This window comes from Maridesulfovibrio salinus (genome assembly GCF_055394525.1).
Genome location: NZ_AP042461.1, coordinates 2,003,440 through 2,024,475, shown reverse-complemented (window position 1 = coordinate 2,024,475; position 21,036 = coordinate 2,003,440). Strand labels below are relative to the sequence as shown.

Here is a 21,036-nt window from a genome sequence, read left to right as displayed (position 1 = left end):
CTATCAATCGATATGAATTATCACTGACTCAAACAACGGATTATTTGACTTTGATCCGGCACTGTAGAAAAGTGCCGAGGCTTGTCAGCAAATATTACATCAAGGCACTGCTGATTAAATCTCGATTGACTGACGCTGGAGACAGCATCCCGTAACAAGCCTTTCAGGGATCTATACTTCGAAGCATCAGCGCGTGTATTAATTAAACATCAGTCTTCGGTACTGATAAATAGTACCTTACCATTTCAATATACAAAGGATTCAATATGAAAACGTGTGAAATACTGATCTGCGGTGCGGGCATCGTGGGTCTTACAGTGGCCCGGGAACTGGTATCCAGAGGATATAAGGATATTCTGATCATCGACAAGGAAAACGAAATTGCCCGCCACGCCTCAGGGCGCAACAGCGGTGTGCTGCATGCCGGAATATATTATGCTCCGGGCAGCCTGCGTGCTGTATCCTGTCTCTCCGGAAATTTCAGGATGAAGGAATACTGTAGGGAAAGAAACCTCCCTCTGCTTGAAACGGGAAAAGTTATTGTCGCCCGGAATGAATCCGAACTGCCCACCCTGCACGAACTGCACAGCCGGGCCACTGCCAACGGAGCCAAAGTCGATATAATTGACGAAAAACAGCTTTCAGAAGTTGAGCCCAATGCAAAAACAACTGAAAAAGCACTTCTTTCGCATTATACTGCTGTAGTAGACCCCAAAGCTGTAATGCAATCTCTGCATAAAGAACTTAAGCAAAGCGGAAAAGTATCTTTTATGCTCGGCACAAGCTTCATTACTGCAAAAAAAGGCAATGTCATTGTCACGGATAAGGGAGAATTAAACTGCGGCCTTTTCATAAACGCCGCCGGCGCCTACAGCGATCAGGTCGCCCGCCCCTTCGGGTTCGGAGAAGGATACCAGCTCATACCTTTCAAAGGCATATACAAAAAACTTAAAAAGGAAAAAGCGCACACTATCAAAGGCAGTATCTACCCTGTTCCCAACATCAAGAATCCATTTTTGGGCATACACTTCACCCGGGGAGCATCCGGAGATGTCTATCTCGGCCCCACTGCAATCCCGGCTTTCGGACGTGAAAACTACGGTATCCTGAAAGGGCTCGACAAAGAAGCCTTTGATATCATGATCAGGGATGCCGTACTCTTTCTCCGAAACCCCAAGTTCCGCTCCGTTGCCCTTGAAGAGCCGCGCAAATACTTTTTCAAATGTTTCTTTAACGATGCCAAAGAACTGGTCAAAGAGCTTAACCCTGAAGACATAGAGAACACTCCCAAAGTAGGTATCCGCCCGCAACTGGTAGACCTTAAACGTAACGAACTTGTCATGGACTTTCTGGTTGAAAGTGATACAAAGAGTGTACATGTTCTTAATGCAATATCACCCGCTTTTACCAGCTCCATGTACTTTGCTGAAATGATTGTGGAGAAATACATACAGTAAAGAATGTATACCATAATACATTGATAAATTACTTCGCAACATTGTCTCCACAGAGCTGCAACATCAAAAAAGACTTGACTTAACTCCATATACAGGAAAAAACTTTCCTCGGACAGAAAAGCTGCTCGAAAGCAATAAATACAGGGGTGTATGTATCTTGGGTGATCCTCACCCCGACATTGTTTTACTATAGCATTGCTACAGGGAAGGGCAGTTTTAACATATACAGCAACAGGAGAACTTAAGTATGAATCTTCCTCAGCTCAAAATTGGCGACCTTGTTGCCAAAGTGCCCGTTATTCAGGGTGGCATGGGTGTAGGAATCTCTCTTTCCGGCCTTGCTTCTGCAGTGGCTAAAGAGGGCGGAATCGGCGTTATCGCCGCCGCGATGATCGGACTTACCAGCAAAAACGGCGGTAAGGACCATGCCAAGGCGCACATCGATGCACTTACCGAAGAAATAAGAAAAGCAAAGGAAATGACTTCCGGCGTTCTCGGGGTTAACATTATGGTTGCCCTGTCCAACTTTGCCGACATGGTCTCCACCTCTGTTAAAGAAGGCGCTGACGTCATTTTCTCTGGTGCGGGTCTGCCTCTTGACCTGCCTAAATACCTCACCGATGGAGCAAAGACCAAACTGGTCCCCATTGTATCCTCCGGTCGCGCGGCATCCATCATCTGCAAAAAGTGGATGTCCAGATTCGACTACATCCCGGATGCATTCGTGGTTGAAGGCCCAATGGCCGGCGGCCACCTCGGCTTCAAGCGTGAACAGCTTGACGACCCCAAATTCGCCCTTGAAAACATTCTCCCTGAAGTTATCAAGGCCGTTAAACCTTACGAAGAAAAAACCGGTAAAACCATCCCTGTCATCGCGGCAGGCGGTGTTTACTCCGGTGAAGATATCTGCAAGTTCATAGAAATGGGCGCGGCAGGAGTGCAGATGGGAACCAGATTTGTTGCCACTCACGAATGCGACGCTGATGAAGAGTTCAAGCAGGCATATGTGAACGCCACCAAAGAAGATATGGCTGTTATCCAGAGCCCGGTAGGACTTCCCGGCCGCGCGGTTAACAACGACTTCCTGCAGGCGGTGAGCAGCGGCAAGAAATCTCCTTTCAAATGCCCCTTCCACTGCATCAAGAGCTGCAAGGTGGAAGACAGCCCCTACTGCATTGCTTCCGCTCTTATCAATGCCCAGCGCGGTAAACTGAAAAACGGATTCGCCTTTGCCGGTTCCAACGCATGGAGAACCGACAAGATTATCTCGGTGAAACAGCTTATCACCGACCTGAAAACAGAATTCAACAAAGCCTGCGCAAGATAAAAAAGTTCATCTGCAATAATAAAAGGGGGGTTCCTTACGGAGCACCCCTTTTTTGTATTCTTTGAAATCGACGCTGAGAAAAGTTCAATTTTAAACATTTTTTATTTGCAAATTTTAACAATCAGAAACATGCTGCAAACCGTTCAAACCGGGCATGATTAAAACATGATTCTCTGATTATGCCGCAAGTCACCATATTGAACTTTTCAACTCTCAGCTGCTTTTGCTTCTCCTACCAAAACAAGCTGTAAAATCCCGCAACCAATTCTTACTTATTCTCAACCTGTTCAGATTCTTCCTTACCCTCCTCCGCCTTGGGAGCGGACTTCTTGGGCGCTGCTTTTTTAGCTGGAGCCTTAGGAGCGGCCTTTTTAGCGGCAGGCTTCTTACGTTTGGTGGATACTATTGATTCGAGTTTTTCCGCTGCGGCCTGAGTGTCGTTTGCTTCACCGAGGTAATGCATTTCTCCCTGAGGGGAGATCCAGTGCCAGCCCTCGGGTTTTTTGAGAACCCTTGCGCCCTTGGAATCAAGATAGTCCTTGTACGAAGCCTTTTCCAGGCTCTCATCTATCTGCTGATTGAGCTTACGGTTCTCTGCCATAACCTGCGTATGGCGGAAAATTTCAAATGCGCTGTGGACCAGATCGAAAGCCGGATCTTCAATCTCGGACTTTTTAGAAGAAAGCTCCTTCTCAAGCTGAGCCAGATCCTTCTTCAGGGAGCGAATCTCGAAAAGAGCATCTTTCCGGGCCTCCTCACTTTTTGCGTCAATAGCATTGGTCACTGCGGCTGCGGTCTGTTTTTTCATGAAGCTTCCTCCGGTGTTGCTGAGTTGATGACTTCCGTCCCGATTCAGAATTTCAGAAACTGATCCTCATCCTCTTCCTTAGGGGAATCAGGAGACTGGTTCCCCGCCAACGGGTGGGCCTTGTCGTAAACATTCATAATCTGCTGCAAGTTCAGATGGGTGTAACGCTGGGTAGTACTCAAATTCTCATGCCCCAACAGTTCCTGCACCGAGCGCATATCCGCACCGGACTGCAGCATATGAGACGCGAAACTATGCCTCATCATATGCGGATGCACTCCCCCGAAAACCCCGGCCTGCTCGGCCATGCGGGCCAGAATGCGGTTGACCTGCCTGCGATTTATACGACCACCCCGGTTCCCGACGAATAGAGCCTGCTCCTCCAGAGCCGGACTAAGTTCGGAACGCACTGCCAGATAATCATCCAGCGCCTTGCAGGCCGCGTCACTGAGCGGTGACAGCCGCTCTTTGTTACCTTTACCGGACACCCGAACCACCCCGCCCGAAATATCAGCATCAAACATATCAAGCGAAATAGCCTCACTAACTCTCAGACCGGAACCGTAAAGAAGCTCGACCAAAGCAAGATCACGCTTATCCTGTGGCTCGGCCCCGACATGAGAGTCCATAATGCTGACGGCCTGATCGACATTAAGGGCGCGCGGTTGCCGTATTTCCTGCTTGGGATTGCGTATGCCCACCATGGGGTCGGCGGCAATAAAACGGTGCTTGACCATATATTTGAAAAACGAGCGTAAGGATGAAAGCTTGCGGGACATTGTAGACTTTGCAAGTTTCTGCCCGTGCAGCCTTGAAAGCCATGCCCGGATGTGGTCGGCGGTGATTTTACCGGGATTTGCTAGACTCTTCTTCCGTTCTTTCAGAAAATCCTCAAACTGCTCGAGGTCCTTTTCATATGAACGCAAAGTGGCAACGGAAGATCTTTTCTCCACATCCAGATAGGTCATGAAAACCTGAACCGACTCAGGCTGTTTATAATTTTTGGCGGCGGTCGAGGACATAGCTGCTCTTGGGGTTTTCCTTGGCTTTCTTTTTAAGGCCCATGGCAATTGCAGATGCTTCACCAAAATGCTTCAGAGTTCCGTTTATATTAAATACAACAGCGATTGATATAGCCATAAGCGGAAAAGTCTGCACATTGCCCTGACGGTCGGTAGAGACGATGGATTTGCGTTTTCGGTCTTCCATGTCGTAGAAATTGGGCACAATACCATCAAAGGAAAAAATTATACGCTGGCAGACCTCTTCAATGATATCGGGAGAAGTAATTACTACAAAGTCGTCACCACCCACATGGCCGACAAAAGTCTGCTCTGCGGGATAGCTTTTAACCGTGTTCACTATGATGCGCGCACTCATCAGAAGCACCTCATCACCACGGGAGAAGCCGTATTTGTCATTGAAGGACTTGAAATAATCTAGATCGCAGTAAGCGAGTGCAAAATCCTGCTTACGATCGATAAGACTCTGAATACGCTGAATGATGGAAGTATTTCCGGGAAGTTTGGAGAGAGGATTGGCGTCCATGGCCCGCATGGCCCGGCAGAGAGTAAGGTTCACCCTCTCCCGTACAACAGGCTCGAAAAAAGGACGGAGCAGAAAATCATCTATTTCAATTTTGTTCCAGTCCCAGGCCTTTTCAAGGTCACAATCATCAAGGCAGAGGATAACGGGCAGTTGACGATAGACATTTTCACTTTTGACCAGTCTGGCAAGTTCGGCTGCGGGAATATCCTCCAGCCTGTTGTCGACAATAAGCAGGTCCGGAGGATCATTGAAAAGATGTTCCACCGCTCCCTTGGCCTGAGGATAGCATGTAAACTCCAGAACCTCGTCCGTCCATATCGACGTAACGAGGTTCTTAAGCTTCTCATCAGGAGAGACAAGGATAGCCCGTTGCCGGGGCAGCCCCAACAGGCCGTGATTCTTATTATTGTCCATGGGCTACGCTTAGCATTACTAAACGCACACGTCAAAGATTCCAATAAGAAATAAACTGGGGAGAACGGTCCTGTTACAAAAAAATAATCAGAATCAGTTAAAATCCGAAACCGGAAATTTCAACAAACTGATCCGAGAGTTCATCCATAACCGGCTCAAGATCTTTCATCTTAAGCTTGAGGATTTTCATAGCAGCTGGTTTGAAATACGAAATCTGATCATCTCCACCACTGCCGTATTCGAAAAGACGCACCATGAAATCGGCAACATGAACCACCGCCGCGGTCTGCTGATAGAACTGCGCACGGTCGGGATGATGGTGATAAGTCATGGCCTCACGAACATTCGGCGGCAGATGCCAGTGCCGGGCCAGCCAGGCATTAATGCGGTCGTGTCCGAAGCCCAGAATCATGCGCTCAGCTTCATAGTAGCAAACGTCCTTTTCCTTTACAGTCATTCGAACGGCTTCATTCAGTTCAGGCAGCTGTACCGCGGTAACAACTTTTCCGAGATCATGAAGAAGCCCCGCAACGGTAAATTCTTCAGGGTCTTCAAATCCCGCCGCCTTGGCAATGGAACCACTGGCGATGGCGCACCCGAGACTATGTTCCCAAAGGCCGGACATGGCCTGCTGGATCATGTCGAAAACAGAGGTTGAAATAATAATTCCGCGTATGACGTTAAGTCCAAGCAGAACAAGAGCGTGCTGAATGGTGGTTATCCTGCCCGGGAAACCGTAAATGGGCGAGTTGACCATCTTCAGAACTTTAGCGGAAAGCACCTGATCCTGAGAGATGACTTTCGCCACCTGTTCTGTTGATGAATTGGGGTCATCAACAAGTTTGGTGACTTCGTCAAGGACAATGGGAAGAGTGGGCAGGTCGGAAGTGGACAGAATCTGCCCCTTGACGCTGGTCTTGAGATCTTGATCCATACTTAATTCTCCCCGCCGTTCGCAGCTTCTTCAGCCGCAGCCGCTTCCGCAGCAGCCTGTTCCTCGGCCAGTCTTTCAGCTTCCTCTTCAGCTTTCTGCGCGGCCGCCTTCAGGTTGAAATACTCCCGAAAGAATCCTTTCACCCTGAACATCCATTTATCACGGGAGTAACCGCGAAAAAGATAATCCAGCCGTTCAGCCTTCTGAGCCCAGGAGGAATCGCCGGCATCTCCGAGATCAACAGGATTGCCTTTTACCACAATTCGTTCGACATCCATTGATTTCAACTTGTTGATTATGCCGTCGGAAAGTTCAAGCCCCTCCGCAAGCACAACCATTCCATTATCGCGGGTGACAGGCTTGGCGAGCTTCATTCCCGGTTCCGCAAGCTTAACTGGAATTTTCTGCATCAGTCGAACATCTCCTAATAAAAATCAAAAATATGGCTGCAGTAAAATCAGAATCGTAGAAGATCATAATACATGCCGGGAAAGCGCACAACTATTCCCTGAACTTCCATACCGAGTATTACAGCTCCCGCAATAGATACGTCCAGTCCTGTTTTACGCGCAATTTCATCGATATGCTGCTTACCGTCACTGGAAAGAAAAGCGGCAATATCACTTTGAGGCTTTTCCAGTGCACTGATATCAACTGCCACTTCACCAGATCTTTCATTGTGCTGTATATTATTATCCGGGGCAGCTTTCAAGGCGCGACCACTCCGGACCTTCAAACTGCCGCTTTTTACAGAATCATCATTCATAGATCTTTCAAGGGCATAACCGATGTTCATTAAAACATCTTCGGCAGTCTCCACAAGCGCCGCTCCCTCCTTGATCAGCTTGAGACAGCCGGAAAAACATTTGTCTCCGAGCGGACCGGGCAGGGCCATGACCTCCCTTCCCTGCTCAGCCGCGAGCCGGGCTGTGATGAGGCTTCCACTGGCGATATCGGCCTCGGCCACCAGAACTCCGGTACTGAGTCCACTGATAATTCTATTTCGGAAAGGGAAATTTGTGGAATAGGGCCTCGTTCCCGGGGCAAATTCGGACAGTATCAATCCTTTATCAATAAGTTCTCGCCTCAAGCCTCCACTATCAGTGGGATAGTTTTCTATATCAAGCCCGGTTCCAAGAACCGCTATTGATGATCCAACCTCTTTCAGCGCCTCGGCATGGGCACAGCTGTCGATACCTCTTGCAAAGCCGGAAACAACAGTCACACCTTTTGCCGCGAGGTCCCGGGATATTCTTCTGGCATTTTCCAGTCCGAGCCTGCTGCTTTTGCGGGAACCGACAACGGCAACAGCCGCATTTTTAAGCAGATCAGGATCACCGTAATAATAAAGGTAGGCGGGAGGGTCCGGAATTTCTTTAAGTGCGGCAGGGAAAAAAGGATGAGTCCAGGGAAGAACACCGAATCCCAGCCTCATGGCCTCAAGGTACTCTTCCTCGGCTTTTTTCCGCCAGAGTTCCTTGGCTGCGTTTTCGGAGCACAGCTCTGAAGCCAACCCGGCATCTACCCAGCGGGAACTGTTTTTCAATGCTTCGTAAGCCCCGGAATAATTATTGAGCAGCCCGGACCATGTACGCGGCCCGATTCCGGGAGTATGGCGCAGGGCCAGACAGGCGAAATATTCTTCCTTAAGGGAACTCAACTGACGCCGCCGCTGCCCGACTACCCCTCGATTTCCCGCAGCCTCTCCTTGGCTATTCCGGCCGGAGCTGAGCGGGGGTAATCTTCAATCAGGGTTTTGAGGTAGAAAATGGCATTTTCACGGTCACCGAGTTTATCATAAGCAAGACCTATCTTGAGCATGGAATCCGGTACCTTGCCGGCTTTGGGGAAGCGTCTGCTGACTTCTTTGAATTTCAGGATGGACTGGGCAAAACTTTTTTCCGAATAGTAAGTTTCTCCAAGCCAGTACAGAGCGTTGGGAGTGAGTTTTGCTTTCGGGTTTTCACTGATATACTGATTGAGAAGATCGCGTGACTTGAGAGGCTGGTCGTTCATTACAAGACGCACTCCTTCCTGATAAAGAGCATCTCCACTGAGACCGGAAGCCTTGGCTTTTTTCTGAGGAGAAGGTTCTGCGGCAGTTTTGGTTTCAGTCGCGGCCTGATTCTCGCCGGGAACATTCATCCAGGGTTTTTCTTCGCCGCTCTGGGCTCCACCCTGAACAACCTCCTCGGTGACAGCCACAGGGACCGGAACAGGAACTATCTCCTCTTCGCTCTTCATGGCCATCATTTTCTGCTGATTTTCCTTGAGCTCGGCCAGAGTGGAATCAATCTCACCCATACGCTTCTGCAGGGTATCAATCTGGGCTGTTGTCTCATTATGATTCCGTTCAATCTGATCATTCTGCTTGCGCAGACCTTCCTTGAAATTGAGAAAATTCTCCTCAAGGCTTTTCAGGCGCCACTCCTCACTTCCACCCCACGCAGGGCTTTCAGGCTCGGTATTCTTTGCGCCAAGGCATCCGCTAAGCGCTATGGACAGTACGAATATGGATACGATGCGAATATACTTCATCAAAAATATCTCCAGATAACTTGTCGAGCCCTGATGCAAATTGGGGTTAAAATATTCGTCCATCTTTTAAATTATGGATTTGGCTCAAGTTTCAACTGGTTTAAAGTAGGCCACTTGTGACCATTTGGCAAGTATATCACGCCTTTTACAGAATGTTTGCCTCAGCGCCCTTGCTTCCGGGCCGAAATTAAGGCAAAAGTTCACACAAAAGAAAGCTCTGATCCTGCCTGATTGCGGCAGACTGCCCCGAAAGGGTTGAGACTTCCACGGACTGAAACTCAGTCCTTCCGAAACAGCCTGTACGCAGCGGATTTTTACTACAGAATGAATCAAGGCTTGCTTTTTACTGAAAGGAACTTACCTGTAAGGCGACACCACATTCAAGGAAGCAAAAAATGAACATTCCCATGGAACCGATTCGACTTGCGGGCCTTTTAACCGTCCAGATGCTGCCCAAGGCCGTTGTAGATTTTACGACACTGGCCGCCATCGGCGCACCTATTCTGGCGGTGATCCTGGAGATCACGGCCAAGGCCCGCAAAAAGATTTTTTACGACAAACTGGCCCAGCAGATCACGGCGATGACCCTGATCTTGTACTTTCTTTTTATAATCTGCCTTGGAGGCGCGGCAGCATATTTCTGCCGTAAACTGCCCTGGCTTAAAGAGTGGCTGATCAATCCGTCATCCCCGGTAATGATGTTCTACATCACACTTGCCGTTGCACTGCTCGGACTGATTCCCTACAAAATGACCTGGAAAAAACTGAAGAAAAGCAAACCGCTGCATATGTGTCTCGGTTTTATCGGTATGCTTGGCGGGGTTGCTTCCATTCATGTCGCCACCGTTGTCATGAAACAGTTCTTCGCCCTTCTTCCCGAAAGCGCGACTCCCGCTGTTCCGCAGGTTCCATTTTATACCTATTTCATGGCAGTGCCCGGCAAGGCGGAAATGTTTCTGGTGGGCCTGTACCTGATCATGGCTCTTTCCTTCGCTGCAACCGCCGGAGGATTCTATCTTGTCCTGAGGCGCAACAAGGATGACTTCGGACGCGACTACTACAAGTTTTCCCTGCCAGTTGTTTCCAAATGGGCCCTAGCCCCTACCTGCGGTATGCTTACAGCGGTTACAGGCGTTGTGTACTACATGATCAACCCCGGTTTCGAAATCCTCTACAAGGATTTAACCATTGCAATGACCTTCGGCAGTGCTCTTTTTCTCATCTTTGTCTGCTGTGCGGTATGGGTCGTAGCCTGGAAGAGTGAAACTCCCATGAGACATAAAATCGGTCTCGGATTTGCTCCTTTCCTGCTTATAATCGCACATGCGGCTCTTATGGGCGGAGCAATGCAGCTTTACATGCTCATGGCAACGCAGGCCCATTAAGCCCGGTCACAATAAAGCATCAGCCTCCATCATTTGAACAAAAAATCCCCCGAAGTTATCTTCGGGGGATTTTTATTTATTAGAAACTCGAACGTCTTTAAGGTCTAAGGCTGCTTACCGCCTTTTACTGTCGCCATGCTGTAAATTTCATGAGGATCAAGGATCAGTACCACGCTACCGTCACCCATAATGGTAGCTCCTGAAACTCCCTTGAGGTCGAAACCGTTGAGGTAGTTACCAAGCGGCTTGATAACAATTTCCTGCCGCTCCAACAGCCTGTCCACGACCAGTCCGAGCCTGCGCTCGTTATCATGAATGATGACCACCGGAAGAACCTCGCGGTCAGGATCGCTTACCGGCTGTTCCAGCAGGTCGGCAAGTTCCGCGATACCCAGGACTTCGCCCCGGAGGGTTACAGCCTTGCGGTTGTTTACTTCGGTAAGTCTCTCCGCCTCAATCTTGGTGGTTTCAGAAACAGCATCCAGAGGAATTGCGTAGTTCGCTCCGTTGATCTGAACCATCAGCGCATCGATGATAGCCAGAGTCAACGGCAGGGTCAGGGTGAATTTGGAGCCTTTGCCCACCTCTGAAGAGATGTGCACGCTTCCCTTAAGATCCTTGATGTTGTTGCGGACAACGTCCATACCAACCCCACGGCCGGAGATATCTGTAACCTTTTCCGCGGAAGAAAATCCGGGAGCAAAAATAAGTTCAATAGCTTCACGATCATCAAGATTGCGCGCTTCTTCAGGAGAAATAACTCCCTTCTTGATCGCGACATTACGCATTTTTTCAGGATCAATACCACGCCCATCATCTTCAACCTCAATGGCAACCGAGTTACCTTTGTGATAGGCGCGCAGCCAGACATGTCCCTGTGGCGGTTTACCTGTGGCGAGGCGTTCCTCTTCAGGTTCGAGACCGTGGTCCACCGAGTTCCTGATCAGGTGAACCAGAGGATCACCGATCTCTTCGACAACACTCTTATCGAGTTCAGTCTCTTCGCCTTCAGTGATCAGCTCAACCCTCTTTCCGCTTTTGCGGCTGAGGTCACGAACCAGACGGGGAAATCTAGAAAATACTGTCTGCACCGCAACCATGCGGACCTTCATGATGGTATCCTGAAGGTCATCGGAAATTCTGGACAGTGCGTAAGTGGTCTCGGTCAGCTGCTGTGCAACAATCGGGACTTCCATCTGGCCTTCCTCAAGACCTCGGGCCAGCATTGTGTAACGTCCGCGGCTGATAATCAGCTCACCGATGAGGTTCATCAGGTGGTCAAGCTTCTGATGGTCAACCCTGATAGTCGACATCGCTTTAGGCTTTGAAGTCGAAGCCTGCTGAGCACTTGATGCGGGTCTGGGTTTGGCCTGCTTGGTTGCAGGCGCAGCAGCCTCTTTCTTGGCCGAGGCAGGCTTAGGAGCCGGTGCGGCCTTGGGCTTCGGCTCAGGCTTTGGCTCGGGCTTCGGCTCAGGCTTCGGCTCAGGCTTCGGCTCGGGCTTCGGCTCAGGCTTCGGCTCGGGCTTCGCCTCAGGCTTCGGCTCGGGCTTTGGTTCAGGCTTCGGCTCGGGCTTCGGCTCAGGCTTCGGCTCAGGCTTCGGCTCGGGCTTCGGCTCAGGCTTCGGCTCGGGCTTCGCCTCAGGCTTCGGCTCGGGCTTTGGTTCAGGCTTCGGCTCGGGCTTCGGCTCAGGCTTCGGCTCAGGCTTCGGCTCGGGCTTCGCCTCAGGCGCTGCATCACCATCATCACCTTTAAGCTCAGCTACTGCAGAATCAATCATCTCAGAGATGATGCCGCATTCCTGCCTCAGCAGGTCTAGCATCAAAGAAAAATCCATATCGGATGAACGGGCCTGATCAACAAGACCTGCAGTACGTTCAGCGTATTCCCGCAGGTCGTCAAACCCCATATAACCACCGGAATTCTGAATAGACACCAGACTCCGGTACAGGCCGTCAATGTAATCCTTCTGTCCGGAATCCTCTCCGAGTGTTTTCAAAGCCAACTGAATATTATCTATCTGCTGCTGAACGGTCTGCTGAAAAATGGAGACATCTTCCGGATCAAGTCCGTCAATTGAATCATCACCAGACTCTTGCATCTCAGTTTCCGAATCTTCCTCGACTTCGGCAGACTCTTCCTCGGCTTCTCCTTCAGGCGCGATGACATGCCCCTTCTCCACCGCTTCCTGCAGAGGATCAATGAGCTGGTCCATATCCAATGGCTGAACTTCGCCGGTAGAGGGAGTGACATGGGCAATGAGAGCCTCAATTCCATCAACAACCGCCAAAAGCAGATCAATCATATCTCTGCTAGCAGAAACCTCACCCTTGCGGACTTTATTGAGCAGAGTCTCAGCTTCATGGGTAAGAGAATTGAGCTCCCTGAAACCTATGATACCACTATTGCCTTTGAGGTTGTGAAAATATCTGAAAATATCATTTATCAGGTCATCATTGCCTTCGGGGTCCTGCTCCAGCTCGAGCAGACCATTAGTAAGGTTCTCAATTATTTCATGAGCTTCCTCAAGAAAATCAGCCAGATGACCTTCGCCAACCGTGGTCAGCTTGTACGGATCAGCATTTTCGTTGACAATTGCTACGAACTGAAACGATTGCTTGCGGCCTGAAGAATCAGGTGAATTAGAGTCCTGCACCATTTCGACCTCCGACAATTCAATTTCAGGTTCTTCAAATTGTTCTTCGATTACCGGTTCCGGTTCAACCTCTTCAATTTCCGGTTCAGGGTCCGGTTCCGGCTCCATCTCAGGTTCCGGTTTGGTACTGTTCTGCTCTGCTGCATTTCCGGCCTGGGCAGGAACAGTCTCTCCAGCCATGATCGCGTCGATACGCTCAATTGTCCCTGACGTATCAACTTCACCTTCATTTCCAAGTTCGTCCAGATTATCTATAAGCTGCCGCAGCAGGTCGGTAGCTGCGAGGATAACATCCATAATTTCGGAAGTGACGGCAATTTCGCCTTTGCGAAGCTCATCAAGAATATTCTCGGCTCTATGGGCTAATCCGTTGATGACATTCAACCCCAGAAAACCCGATGCCCCTTTAAGGGAATGCATCGGTCTGAAAATTTCATTCAGCAGCCCAAGATTCTCGGGATTGTTCTCAAGCTCAAGCAGGTTGGGCTCAATTGTTTCGAGATGCTCTCTGGCTTCGATAATGAAATCTGCAAAGATTTCAGGATCCATGAAATCCTGGCTCATCTAGAGTCCCCTGTATTAAAAGTTCGTCTGCAATAGTTCAAAGCTGTTAAGTCAAATTTATCCAAGTCCGGAGAATTGTACAAATCAGCCCAGAAGCATTTTAATGTTTTTAACCATTTTTTCAGGCTGTGCCGGTTTTACCATGTAGAGATTCGCCCCGAGGCTCAAACCGGTCTGAATATCCTTTTCCTGCCCTTCCGTGGAAAGAACAATAATGGGGATATCCTTGTAAGCGTCCTGCTCACGAACGGTTTTGATATAGGTAAAACCGTCCATTCTGGGCATGTTGACGTCTGAAATAATCAGATCTACCTGATCCAGGCTGTACAGTTTTTCAAGACCGTCAAGACCGTCTTCAGCAGTAGTAACCTTGAACCCTTCCTTTTTCATGATGAAGGCGACGAGGTTTCTTACAGTCTTTGAATCGTCCACTATCAGAATATGTTTAGGCATTTCCCTCTCCTTCACTCTTTAAAATCTGCTCAACCAGCCTGTCGACGGAAAGAATGTTCACCAGCTTATCATTATATTTGTAAAGACCGAGCAGGAATTCCGAGGCCACACCCACCTCTGCTTCCACACTCCAAACCAGATCTTTTTTTTCGGCACGGTACATGGTGCGGACCGCGCTGATGGCCAATCCTATTTGAAGACCCTTATGTTTGCAAACTACTACAAACTGGTCGCGGACCCCGCCTCCGTCATGCAGCAGATGTCTGAGATCCAGAACCGGAGTGACCCTGCCGCGCAAATTTATTATGCCCTGCATGAACTGAGGAGCCGCGGGCAGAAGAGTCACAGGTATTTTCTTGACCACTTCCTGAATCAGCATAATAGGCAGTCCGTACTCACGGTCGCCAACAATAAAACTGACCAGTTGAATCTCATCATCCTCGCGAATCCGGTCTTCGAAATCATCGGGAAGATCATCTTCAGAACGTTGAACTCCGGCAGGGGACACCCCTAATCCGGGAGCTGCCCCGCCGCGCGGGTCGACCTGCTTTATTCCGCTGAAGGCCGCCTGTCCACCTATGCCCATATACTTGTCCATAAAAGCGACTTCGGCATCAGTGTAGTTTCCGGCCTGCTTTTCCTCGCTGGGCAGGTTAACGTTCTCTTCGAAATATTCTTCAGGAGTTTTCATTTCTGATTATCTCTCTTGCCAACTGCGTATATTCCATTGCACCCCGTGTCTTGGGATCAATATCATAAATGATCCGTCCACTGGCGCAGGCCTCTCTAAACTTTGTATCCATATGGATTATGGTGCTGAACACCTTATCCCCAAGCTTTCTCCTGATCAGATTGAGGATTTTCCTGCATGCTCCGGCCCTTCCGTCATACATTGTGGGCAAAGCCATGAATTTTACCGGACTGGGCAGAACCTTGTTGAGAATCTTAATTGTATCAAAGAGCAACCGGATACCGTAAAGAGCCAGAAAGTCGGTCTGTATGGGTATCAGCACACAATCCGAAGCCACAATGGCATTTACAAGCAGAACTCCCACATGAGGCGGACAGTCGATAAGTATATAGTCATAATGCTCTTTAATATTTTCCAAAGCATTTGAAAGCACCATTCCTTTATTTTTCCTGTCCTTTAAATCCACCTCCAGTTCCGAGAGTCTAATGCTGGCTGGGACGAAATCAAATCCCGCCCATTCTCGTTTCTGGACTATGCCCGGCCAGACTTTGTCAAAGTCGGCGTTTTCGTAAAAAAGATCATGTGCCGTTACCGTCAGGGTTTCAGGGTAGAAGGACATGTGGACCGAAGCGTTTGCATGCGGGTCCAGATCAATCACCAATACTTTTTTTGAAAGCCTGCTGAGAGCCTCGGCCAGAGTAAGCGCCGTTGTCGTTTTGCCCACTCCTCCTTTCTGGTTGGCAATGGCCAGAACTCTGGCCCTGCCGACAGCCCTTTCCGACTGCATTTCCTTATCAGTATCCATATCAGTCCGCAGATTTAAAATTTAATTACCGCAGACCGCTGCTATTCCAGCTTCTGGTAAATAATTGCACCGGGATGATGCACGGGCTTGAAAGCCCTTGTTATATTATGCAGAGACTCCGAATGCCCGATAATCAGATATCCGCCTTTTATAAGGTTATCGTAAAATGCGTTGATAACCTTCTTTTTCATAGCTTCATCAAAATAAATAATTACGTTTCTGCAGAAAACGATCTCGGACTTTTCAACTCTTTTCACCTGCATCCTGTCACTGAGGTTGATCTGCCCGAAGCTTACCAACTGTTTTATGACAGGCTTAACCTTGTACTCTTTGCCGTCCTGATCAAAATACTTCTTCACAATCTCCTTGGGAGTGGTACGCAGAGCATACTCGCTGTATACAGCACGTCTAGCCGACTTAAGAACCTTTTCTGAAAGGTCGTTGGCTGTAATTTTGATATCCCAGGAAGAAAGTTCTGAACCAAGCACGTCATGAATAATCATAGCGAGAGTATATGGTTCTTCACCTGTGGAGCACCCTGCAGACCATATTCTCAACCTCTTTCTACGTTTTTTGCGCAACTCATCAAGAATTCCCGGCAGGACCTTGGTCTGGAAGACTTTGAGCTGAGGAGGATTGCGGTAAAAACTGGTCTCGTTGGTTGTGATAACCTCAAAGAGTTTGTTAAGCTCCGCTTTTTTACCGGGGTCATACTGCAGGTAATAGTAATACTCGCCGAAACTCTTTAGGTTGAGCTCCTTCAAGCGGTTGGACAGACGGTTCTCAAGCAGATACTTACGGTTTCCCGCAATGAATATACCGGCCTGATCATAGATAAAATCTCTGAGCTGAGTAAACTCCAGCTCGGAAATTTTCAACTCTTTGCGCAGTGATATGGTCTTTGAAAACAGAGAAGACACTAGTCTCCATCTCCTTGCTCTTCCTGGATTCTTGAAATGGCCTCTTCGGCAGCCTGCAGTATCTCCGGATCAGCATCATCATTAGAGACATCTAGCAAAGCCTGAAAAGCCATGGTGCCTCCGATAGAACCGAGAACTTCAATCACCTTGAGAACCACAAGTTTGTGCGGAGAATCCAGCATTGTTATTAATTGCGGCAGCGCACTTTCTTCACGATGCTCACCCAGGGCTTCCGCTGCGCGGATCTGGACCCAGTCATCGTCATCCTGAAGAGCCTGAATCAAATACGGTATAACCTCTTCCCGGTAGCAGCTCCCCAGAAGCTCAACAACGGTAAGTCGCACATCCCGGTTCTCATCATGCAGCCGGGAAAAAACAAGAGGCATGCTTTCCTCGTGCGATCCGCAGTCATGCAGAGCCTCAAGGGCGATCTTCCTGACATCCGGGAGCTCGTCTTCCAGAGCCCTTTTAATATACTCGAGGTTACCTTTAGCATCAATCTTACCCATTGCGAAAACAGCCATAAGGCGATCAATGGGTTCATCACTGTTGAAAAGATTTACAAAACGACTGTTCACCTCATCCCCGCCGATAAGCACGCAAGCGTCAAGAGCCGCCTCCTTCACATCATCGTAGGGGTGGCTGAGCAGAGCGAATATACCATCAACGGCATTGACATCGCGCTGCTTTCCACCAAGAAAATGGATAGCCGACTTGAGCATGGAGCCATCCTGCTCATTTTCAAGAACCCTTTCGAAAAATTCCTGGGCTTCTTCACCGGCCGTGGTTACCAAAGCTTCGAGTATACCGCGTTTCACATCACGGTCACTTTCTTCAAAGGCATTCATGAGAGCCACAGGAACTTCAGGATCGTCCATCCGCGCCATAAGCTGGACAGCCAGAGCCGCCTTATTTACATCGTCGCTTATGAGAGCTTCTCCCATGGCGGAGTTAAAACTGAGATTGGACATATCTTCAGTGATTCTGGACAACCTGTCACTGTCCCTGTCCGGATTGAGTCTGGCGGCAATATTCAGCACCTCTTCGGTAGCCTTGGCCCCGCCGACAAAACTCAGCCCGCTTATGGCCGCGTCCTGAACTTCCTCATCCTCATCCTTGAGGGCGATGAGCATGTATTCACGCAGTTTTTCACGCTCTACAGCAGAAAGAAGCTTAAGTGACTTGCCGCCGAGAATGCTGACAATTGATTTGACTATCTTGTTGCGAAGCGCGGTAGGGGCTCTGTCCAGATGGCGCAGGAGCATGGTGACGGCCTTGATATTGCCCATTTCGCCAAGAGCGTCAACAATCATGGAGGCCACAAGGTCGGAACTGGTATTCAAGGCTTTTACAAGCGCGTCCACAGAACTGGAATGTTTGATCTTGGCCAGAGCCTCAATGACAGCATACTGAACCCATTCATCATCCTGCATGGCCTTGTTGAGACAGCGGGCGGCAGCCGGGTTGGCAAGATCACCTAGACTTACCGCAGCCTGATAGCGGACGTTGACTTCCGGATCTTTCAGAAGTGCATCACACAGGGGGTCAACCGCCATGAAACTGTCTGTGGACCCGAGAATGTCTGTCGCGAAAATTCTGATATCCGGATCGTCATCGTGAACAAGTGCCACAAGAGATGGAAAATCCTCCGCTCCGACTTCCCTAAGGATGTCCATGGAAAGGTTTCGCACCGGCGCATCATCAGAACGAAGCAAAGGCACTACAGCCTGAACCGCCCCTTTTCCGCCGATACTGCGCAGGGCATGATCCGCCGCTTCCTGCAGGCCCAGATGGTTCGATTTCAGAAGTTCCGCCAACACAGGCACTGCATCGGCACACTCCATCTCTCCGGCCTGAAAAGCAGCCTCGCGGATAACTTCATTGTCGTCACTTTTAAGGTCTTTCAGTACCTTGGAACAATCCGTCATTGCCAGTTCCCCATTTTTTTTAAGCCGCATAACAGCTTACGGTTGCACGCTGTTGAATTTACTACAGGTAAAGATTATTTAAAATCGCTGTCGCCATATCATCGATATCCACGACTTCGTCAGCAAGACCGTCATCAACAATTGCTTTGGGCATTCCATAAACAACACACGAAGAGTCACTCTGGGCTATAGCTCTTCCGCCTTTACCTTTGAGCTCTCTTATACCGTCCCTTCCATCATTTCCCATACCGGTAAGAATAACGCCAAGGGTTCTTCTGCCAAGAGACTGCGCAACGGATGAAACGAGCACGTTTGCTGAAGGCTTGTACAGAGCCTCTTTGGGTTCCGGTGTTACAATCAGATCTATTCTGCTCACTTTCTGGTCGATGATCAGATGCGAGCCTCCGGGTGCTACGAACGCGTGTCCGGGCATCAGTCTGTCTCCGGTTTCAGCCTCTTTAACCTTCAGCTTGCTGACACCGTTGAGCCGATTGGCAAAAGGTCCGGTAAAAGCCTTGGGCATATGCTGCGCAATAAGTATCCCGGCTGGAAAATCTTTGGGAAGTGAAGAAAGAATCTTCTGAACAGCTGGCGGTCCGCCGGTCGAAACTCCTATTACCACAACATCCCTTTTCGGACGCCCTACAGGAGTTTTAATGGGAACAGCTGGACGACGCTGTGCAGCTGATGTTCCACGCATACGAGGAACCGGGCGCATCCTTCGCTTGGCGACTGTCTTTACTTTAGATATCAGATCTCTTTCGATTTTTACAATGTCGAGTGAGACTTTGGAAAGCTGCTTGGGTATAAAATCCACAGCTCCGAGATCCATTGCCTTGAGAGTAGCTTCAGCCCCCTCGGTAGTCAGCGAGCTGACCATAAGCACGGGCCGCGGCATTTCCATCATGATGTGCCGCAGGGCGGTAAGTCCGTCCATTTTAGGCATTTCAATATCAAGGGTGACAACATCAGGATTGTGCTTCCTGATAATTTTCAACCCCTCTTCACCATCACGAGCTGTTGCCACGACCCTGATCCCAGGGTCCTTCTGCAGCATCGTGCTGATGGCTTTGCGCATGAAAGCTGAATCATCTACAACAACGACATTTATCACTAACCCAATCTCCTTTTCCAACCAGAATCCACTTCAATGTAACAACTAACAGCTTGTATACAAAGGTTATTTGAAATAAAATTATATAATCAGATATCAGGAAGAGTAGTCCCTTCTACAACAACCGTAAATAAAACTTCTCACATAAGAGAGTTTTTGTCCAACAAACTGCCTGAATTTCACCGAAAAATCATATTAGGAATGAAACCATCTAAATTGTATACCAGAGGGCAGTATATTATAAAATATAGAAAGTTTCTGTGCAAGACTATTTAAAAAAAAACAGATTTGTTTTGGAAATTATTTTTTTTGTACATTTTTTACTTGCCATTACCGCTATCTTTGGCTAACTACCCTGTTCGCACGACGGGATGTGGCTCAGTCTGGTAGAGCGCTGCGTTCGGGACGCAGAGACCGGAGGTTCAAATCCTCTCATCCCGACCAGATAATTCAAGGGTTTACGAAGTTAGCTTCGTAAACCCTTTTGTTTTGGTAATACAAATTGGTAATACAGACAGACACACATTCCCCCACACAAATTCAAACCATATCCCCCGATCCACTCATCAACCAGTGGTAATTTACCCCGGCTTCTTCACATACAACACACCGCCACTTGTACGGAACTTCACGACCGTTGATAACAGCCGAAATCGCCGACTCACGAACTCCAAGCCACTCAGCCAACTTTCGGTTATTGTGAGATCCGGTGGCTTTTTTCATTCTTTCTACTATCGCCCTTCCGTCCTGTCCTGCTGCGGCAAGTGTCAGCGCCTTCATGGATCTGCACAGCTTGTAAACCGAGTGAAACATTAATGTGTAAATTTTAACATTATCAATTTCCAGAAATGTAGCCTGGATATAAACAGGCATCAGTCCATCCCCGAAGTCTAAATTAACTCCGGCAGCTATTTGTCGTTCACTCTCAGAAGTTTTTTCCAATAAGAGTTGGACACTTTCTGTTTCATTTCCAAAAACATCATCAAGGCTCTCCGGATATATTTTGCCAAGTTCCTCCAGCAAAGCTGGATTACACATGATAATTCGTTTGTCTGAAGACAAAACAAGACCATACCATAAGGATTTTCTTACATAACAGTAAATCGAATTATAAATCTGGCTCATCCTGCTCCAAAACTTAACTTCATGTGAAGTTACTTCACAAAATGTGAAGTCATTAAAATTATTGACAAAATATTAATGTAATCCTAATTTTAACTTAACATTGCAAATTTAACAAAAATTCTATTCGGAATAATGGAGAGGGTCTTATGAACAAAACACTAGATCAGCATGTGGAGGACATGATGGGTGCTTGTGGTGGACTTGAATTTATCTGCCAAAGTTTAGAAAATCAGGATCAAACAGAGGTAGCTTTCATGATTCAAAAGCTTACGGAGATTTTAAGGGACGGGGTTAGTAGATTTGAAATGGTTGCCGAGAGTAAACCCTCCCCTCAACTCACAATGATTAAAAAGGCCCCCGAATAATACAGG

19 protein-coding genes and 1 tRNA gene are annotated in these 21,036 nt (G+C 48.5%); 5 read left to right on the top strand and 15 right to left on the bottom strand.

What is annotated here, in order from left to right:
• Positions 1-266 precede the first annotated feature (266 nt).
• Together lhgO and ACZ5PW_RS09100 are read left to right on the top strand one after the other, a co-directional pair.
• Positions 267-1,457 (top strand): L-2-hydroxyglutarate oxidase, encoded by a 1,191-nt coding sequence (lhgO, locus tag ACZ5PW_RS09105; protein WP_464560087.1) that lies wholly within the window; start codon positions 267-269, stop codon positions 1,455-1,457.
• Between the two features lie 247 nt (positions 1,458-1,704).
• The gene (locus tag ACZ5PW_RS09100; protein ID WP_464560085.1) at positions 1,705-2,784 is read left to right on the top strand and encodes an NAD(P)H-dependent flavin oxidoreductase; all 1,080 of its coding nucleotides are present in this window, start codon (positions 1,705-1,707) and stop codon (positions 2,782-2,784) included.
• Positions 2,785-3,052: 268 nt separating this feature from the next.
• On the opposite strand, the gene ACZ5PW_RS09095 is transcribed toward ACZ5PW_RS09100, so the two are convergent.
• The 7 genes from ACZ5PW_RS09095 to ybgF all read right to left on the bottom strand — a co-directional run bounded on the left by ACZ5PW_RS09095 (position 3,053) and on the right by ybgF (position 9,026).
• Complete coding sequence (locus tag ACZ5PW_RS09095; protein ID WP_464560083.1) at positions 3,053-3,592, bottom strand: hypothetical protein; 540 nt, start codon at positions 3,590-3,592, stop codon at positions 3,053-3,055.
• A 44-nt stretch (positions 3,593-3,636) separates the two neighbouring features.
• Positions 3,637-4,614 carry a tyrosine recombinase XerC gene (xerC, locus tag ACZ5PW_RS09090; RefSeq protein WP_464560081.1) on the bottom strand — a complete coding sequence of 326 codons (978 nt, stop codon included), beginning with the start codon at positions 4,612-4,614 and terminating at the stop codon, positions 3,637-3,639.
• Positions 4,586-5,554, bottom strand: a complete 969-nt coding sequence (locus tag ACZ5PW_RS09085; RefSeq protein WP_464560079.1) for a diguanylate cyclase domain-containing protein — start codon at positions 5,552-5,554, stop codon at positions 4,586-4,588. The genes xerC and ACZ5PW_RS09085 overlap by 29 nt, the downstream gene beginning before the upstream one ends.
• 97 nt (positions 5,555-5,651) lie before the next feature.
• A complete protein-coding gene (locus ACZ5PW_RS09080) occupies positions 5,652-6,488 on the bottom strand; it encodes an HDOD domain-containing protein (protein WP_464560077.1) in 837 nt (278 codons plus the stop codon).
• A gap of 2 nt (positions 6,489-6,490) precedes the next feature.
• The gene (locus tag ACZ5PW_RS09075; RefSeq protein WP_464560075.1) at positions 6,491-6,898 is read right to left on the bottom strand and encodes a hypothetical protein; all 408 of its coding nucleotides are present in this window, start codon (positions 6,896-6,898) and stop codon (positions 6,491-6,493) included.
• Positions 6,899-6,945: 47 nt separating this feature from the next.
• Positions 6,946-8,148, bottom strand: a complete 1,203-nt coding sequence (gene dprA, locus ACZ5PW_RS09070) for a DNA-processing protein DprA (protein ID WP_464560073.1) — start codon at positions 8,146-8,148, stop codon at positions 6,946-6,948.
• 20 nt (positions 8,149-8,168) lie between these two features.
• Positions 8,169-9,026, bottom strand: coding sequence for a tol-pal system protein YbgF (gene ybgF, locus ACZ5PW_RS09065; RefSeq protein WP_464560071.1), 858 nt, complete (start codon positions 9,024-9,026; stop codon positions 8,169-8,171).
• Positions 9,027-9,421: 395 nt separating this feature from the next.
• On the opposite strand from ybgF, the gene ACZ5PW_RS09060 reads away from it, so the two are divergent.
• Positions 9,422-10,411 (top strand): hypothetical protein, encoded by a 990-nt coding sequence (locus ACZ5PW_RS09060; protein ID WP_464560069.1) that lies wholly within the window; start codon positions 9,422-9,424, stop codon positions 10,409-10,411.
• Between the two features lie 104 nt (positions 10,412-10,515).
• Here the strand turns inward: ACZ5PW_RS09060 and ACZ5PW_RS09055 are convergent, their stop codons facing one another.
• The 7 genes from ACZ5PW_RS09055 to ACZ5PW_RS09025 all read right to left on the bottom strand — a co-directional run bounded on the left by ACZ5PW_RS09055 (position 10,516) and on the right by ACZ5PW_RS09025 (position 19,540).
• Positions 10,516-13,629 carry a chemotaxis protein CheA gene (locus ACZ5PW_RS09055; protein ID WP_464560067.1) on the bottom strand — a complete coding sequence of 1,038 codons (3,114 nt, stop codon included), beginning with the start codon at positions 13,627-13,629 and terminating at the stop codon, positions 10,516-10,518.
• Positions 13,630-13,713: 84 nt separating this feature from the next.
• Positions 13,714-14,082 carry a response regulator gene (locus tag ACZ5PW_RS09050; RefSeq protein WP_464560065.1) on the bottom strand — a complete coding sequence of 123 codons (369 nt, stop codon included), beginning with the start codon at positions 14,080-14,082 and terminating at the stop codon, positions 13,714-13,716.
• Positions 14,075-14,773, bottom strand: a complete 699-nt coding sequence (locus ACZ5PW_RS09045) for a chemotaxis protein CheW (protein ID WP_464560063.1) — start codon at positions 14,771-14,773, stop codon at positions 14,075-14,077. Before ACZ5PW_RS09045 ends, ACZ5PW_RS09050 begins: the two co-directional genes overlap by 8 nt.
• Positions 14,760-15,578 carry a ParA family protein gene (locus ACZ5PW_RS09040; protein ID WP_464560061.1) on the bottom strand — a complete coding sequence of 273 codons (819 nt, stop codon included), beginning with the start codon at positions 15,576-15,578 and terminating at the stop codon, positions 14,760-14,762. Before ACZ5PW_RS09040 ends, ACZ5PW_RS09045 begins: the two co-directional genes overlap by 14 nt.
• 41 nt (positions 15,579-15,619) lie before the next feature.
• Entirely contained in the window at positions 15,620-16,498 is an 879-nt protein-coding gene (locus ACZ5PW_RS09035) for a CheR family methyltransferase (RefSeq protein WP_464560059.1), read from the bottom strand.
• Positions 16,498-18,426, bottom strand: coding sequence for a HEAT repeat domain-containing protein (locus tag ACZ5PW_RS09030; RefSeq protein WP_464560383.1), 1,929 nt, complete (start codon positions 18,424-18,426; stop codon positions 16,498-16,500). Before ACZ5PW_RS09030 ends, ACZ5PW_RS09035 begins: the two co-directional genes overlap by 1 nt.
• A 61-nt stretch (positions 18,427-18,487) precedes the next feature.
• Positions 18,488-19,540: a protein-glutamate methylesterase/protein-glutamine glutaminase gene (locus tag ACZ5PW_RS09025; protein WP_464560057.1), complete on the bottom strand. Its 1,053-nt coding sequence runs from the start codon at positions 19,538-19,540 to the stop codon at positions 18,488-18,490.
• 367 nt (positions 19,541-19,907) lie between these two features.
• Between ACZ5PW_RS09025 and ACZ5PW_RS09020 the strand changes: the two genes are divergently transcribed.
• A tRNA-Pro gene (locus ACZ5PW_RS09020) sits at positions 19,908-19,984 on the top strand.
• 96 nt (positions 19,985-20,080) lie between these two features.
• Here ACZ5PW_RS09020 and ACZ5PW_RS09015 read toward each other — a convergent pair.
• On the bottom strand, positions 20,081-20,665 hold the full coding sequence (locus ACZ5PW_RS09015; RefSeq protein ID WP_464560055.1) for a helix-turn-helix domain-containing protein: 585 nt from the start codon (positions 20,663-20,665) through the stop codon (positions 20,081-20,083).
• A gap of 146 nt (positions 20,666-20,811) precedes the next feature.
• Here ACZ5PW_RS09015 and ACZ5PW_RS09010 point away from each other — a divergent pair, with 146 nt between their 5' ends.
• On the top strand, positions 20,812-21,030 hold the full coding sequence (locus ACZ5PW_RS09010) for a hypothetical protein (protein ID WP_464560053.1): 219 nt from the start codon (positions 20,812-20,814) through the stop codon (positions 21,028-21,030).
• Positions 21,031-21,036 lie beyond the last annotated feature (6 nt).

What these genes read in the sequence shown, in the direction of transcription:
- ACZ5PW_RS09050 (WP_464560065.1), bottom strand. Translation starts at nt 14,082, where the DNA reads ATGCCTAAACATATTCTGATAGTGGACGATTCAAAGACTGTAAGAAAC.
- ACZ5PW_RS09095 (WP_464560083.1), bottom strand. Translation starts at nt 3,592, where the DNA reads ATGAAAAAACAGACCGCAGCCGCAGTGACCAATGCTATTGACGCAAAA.
- ACZ5PW_RS09060 (WP_464560069.1), top strand. Translation starts at nt 9,422, where the DNA reads ATGAACATTCCCATGGAACCGATTCGACTTGCGGGCCTTTTAACCGTC.
- ACZ5PW_RS09010 (WP_464560053.1), top strand. Translation starts at nt 20,812, where the DNA reads ATGAACAAAACACTAGATCAGCATGTGGAGGACATGATGGGTGCTTGT.
- ACZ5PW_RS09030 (WP_464560383.1), bottom strand. Translation starts at nt 18,426, where the DNA reads ATGACGGATTGTTCCAAGGTACTGAAAGACCTTAAAAGTGACGACAAT.
- ACZ5PW_RS09045 (WP_464560063.1), bottom strand. Translation starts at nt 14,773, where the DNA reads ATGAAAACTCCTGAAGAATATTTCGAAGAGAACGTTAACCTGCCCAGC.
- ybgF (WP_464560071.1), bottom strand. Translation starts at nt 9,026, where the DNA reads ATGAAGTATATTCGCATCGTATCCATATTCGTACTGTCCATAGCGCTT.
- ACZ5PW_RS09055 (WP_464560067.1), bottom strand. Translation starts at nt 13,629, where the DNA reads ATGAGCCAGGATTTCATGGATCCTGAAATCTTTGCAGATTTCATTATC.
- ACZ5PW_RS09085 (WP_464560079.1), bottom strand. Translation starts at nt 5,554, where the DNA reads ATGGACAATAATAAGAATCACGGCCTGTTGGGGCTGCCCCGGCAACGG.
- lhgO (WP_464560087.1), top strand. Translation starts at nt 267, where the DNA reads ATGAAAACGTGTGAAATACTGATCTGCGGTGCGGGCATCGTGGGTCTT.
- ACZ5PW_RS09080 (WP_464560077.1), bottom strand. Translation starts at nt 6,488, where the DNA reads ATGGATCAAGATCTCAAGACCAGCGTCAAGGGGCAGATTCTGTCCACT.
- ACZ5PW_RS09015 (WP_464560055.1), bottom strand. Translation starts at nt 20,665, where the DNA reads ATGAGCCAGATTTATAATTCGATTTACTGTTATGTAAGAAAATCCTTA.
- xerC (WP_464560081.1), bottom strand. Translation starts at nt 4,614, where the DNA reads ATGTCCTCGACCGCCGCCAAAAATTATAAACAGCCTGAGTCGGTTCAG.
- ACZ5PW_RS09075 (WP_464560075.1), bottom strand. Translation starts at nt 6,898, where the DNA reads ATGCAGAAAATTCCAGTTAAGCTTGCGGAACCGGGAATGAAGCTCGCC.
- ACZ5PW_RS09100 (WP_464560085.1), top strand. Translation starts at nt 1,705, where the DNA reads ATGAATCTTCCTCAGCTCAAAATTGGCGACCTTGTTGCCAAAGTGCCC.
- ACZ5PW_RS09040 (WP_464560061.1), bottom strand. Translation starts at nt 15,578, where the DNA reads ATGGATACTGATAAGGAAATGCAGTCGGAAAGGGCTGTCGGCAGGGCC.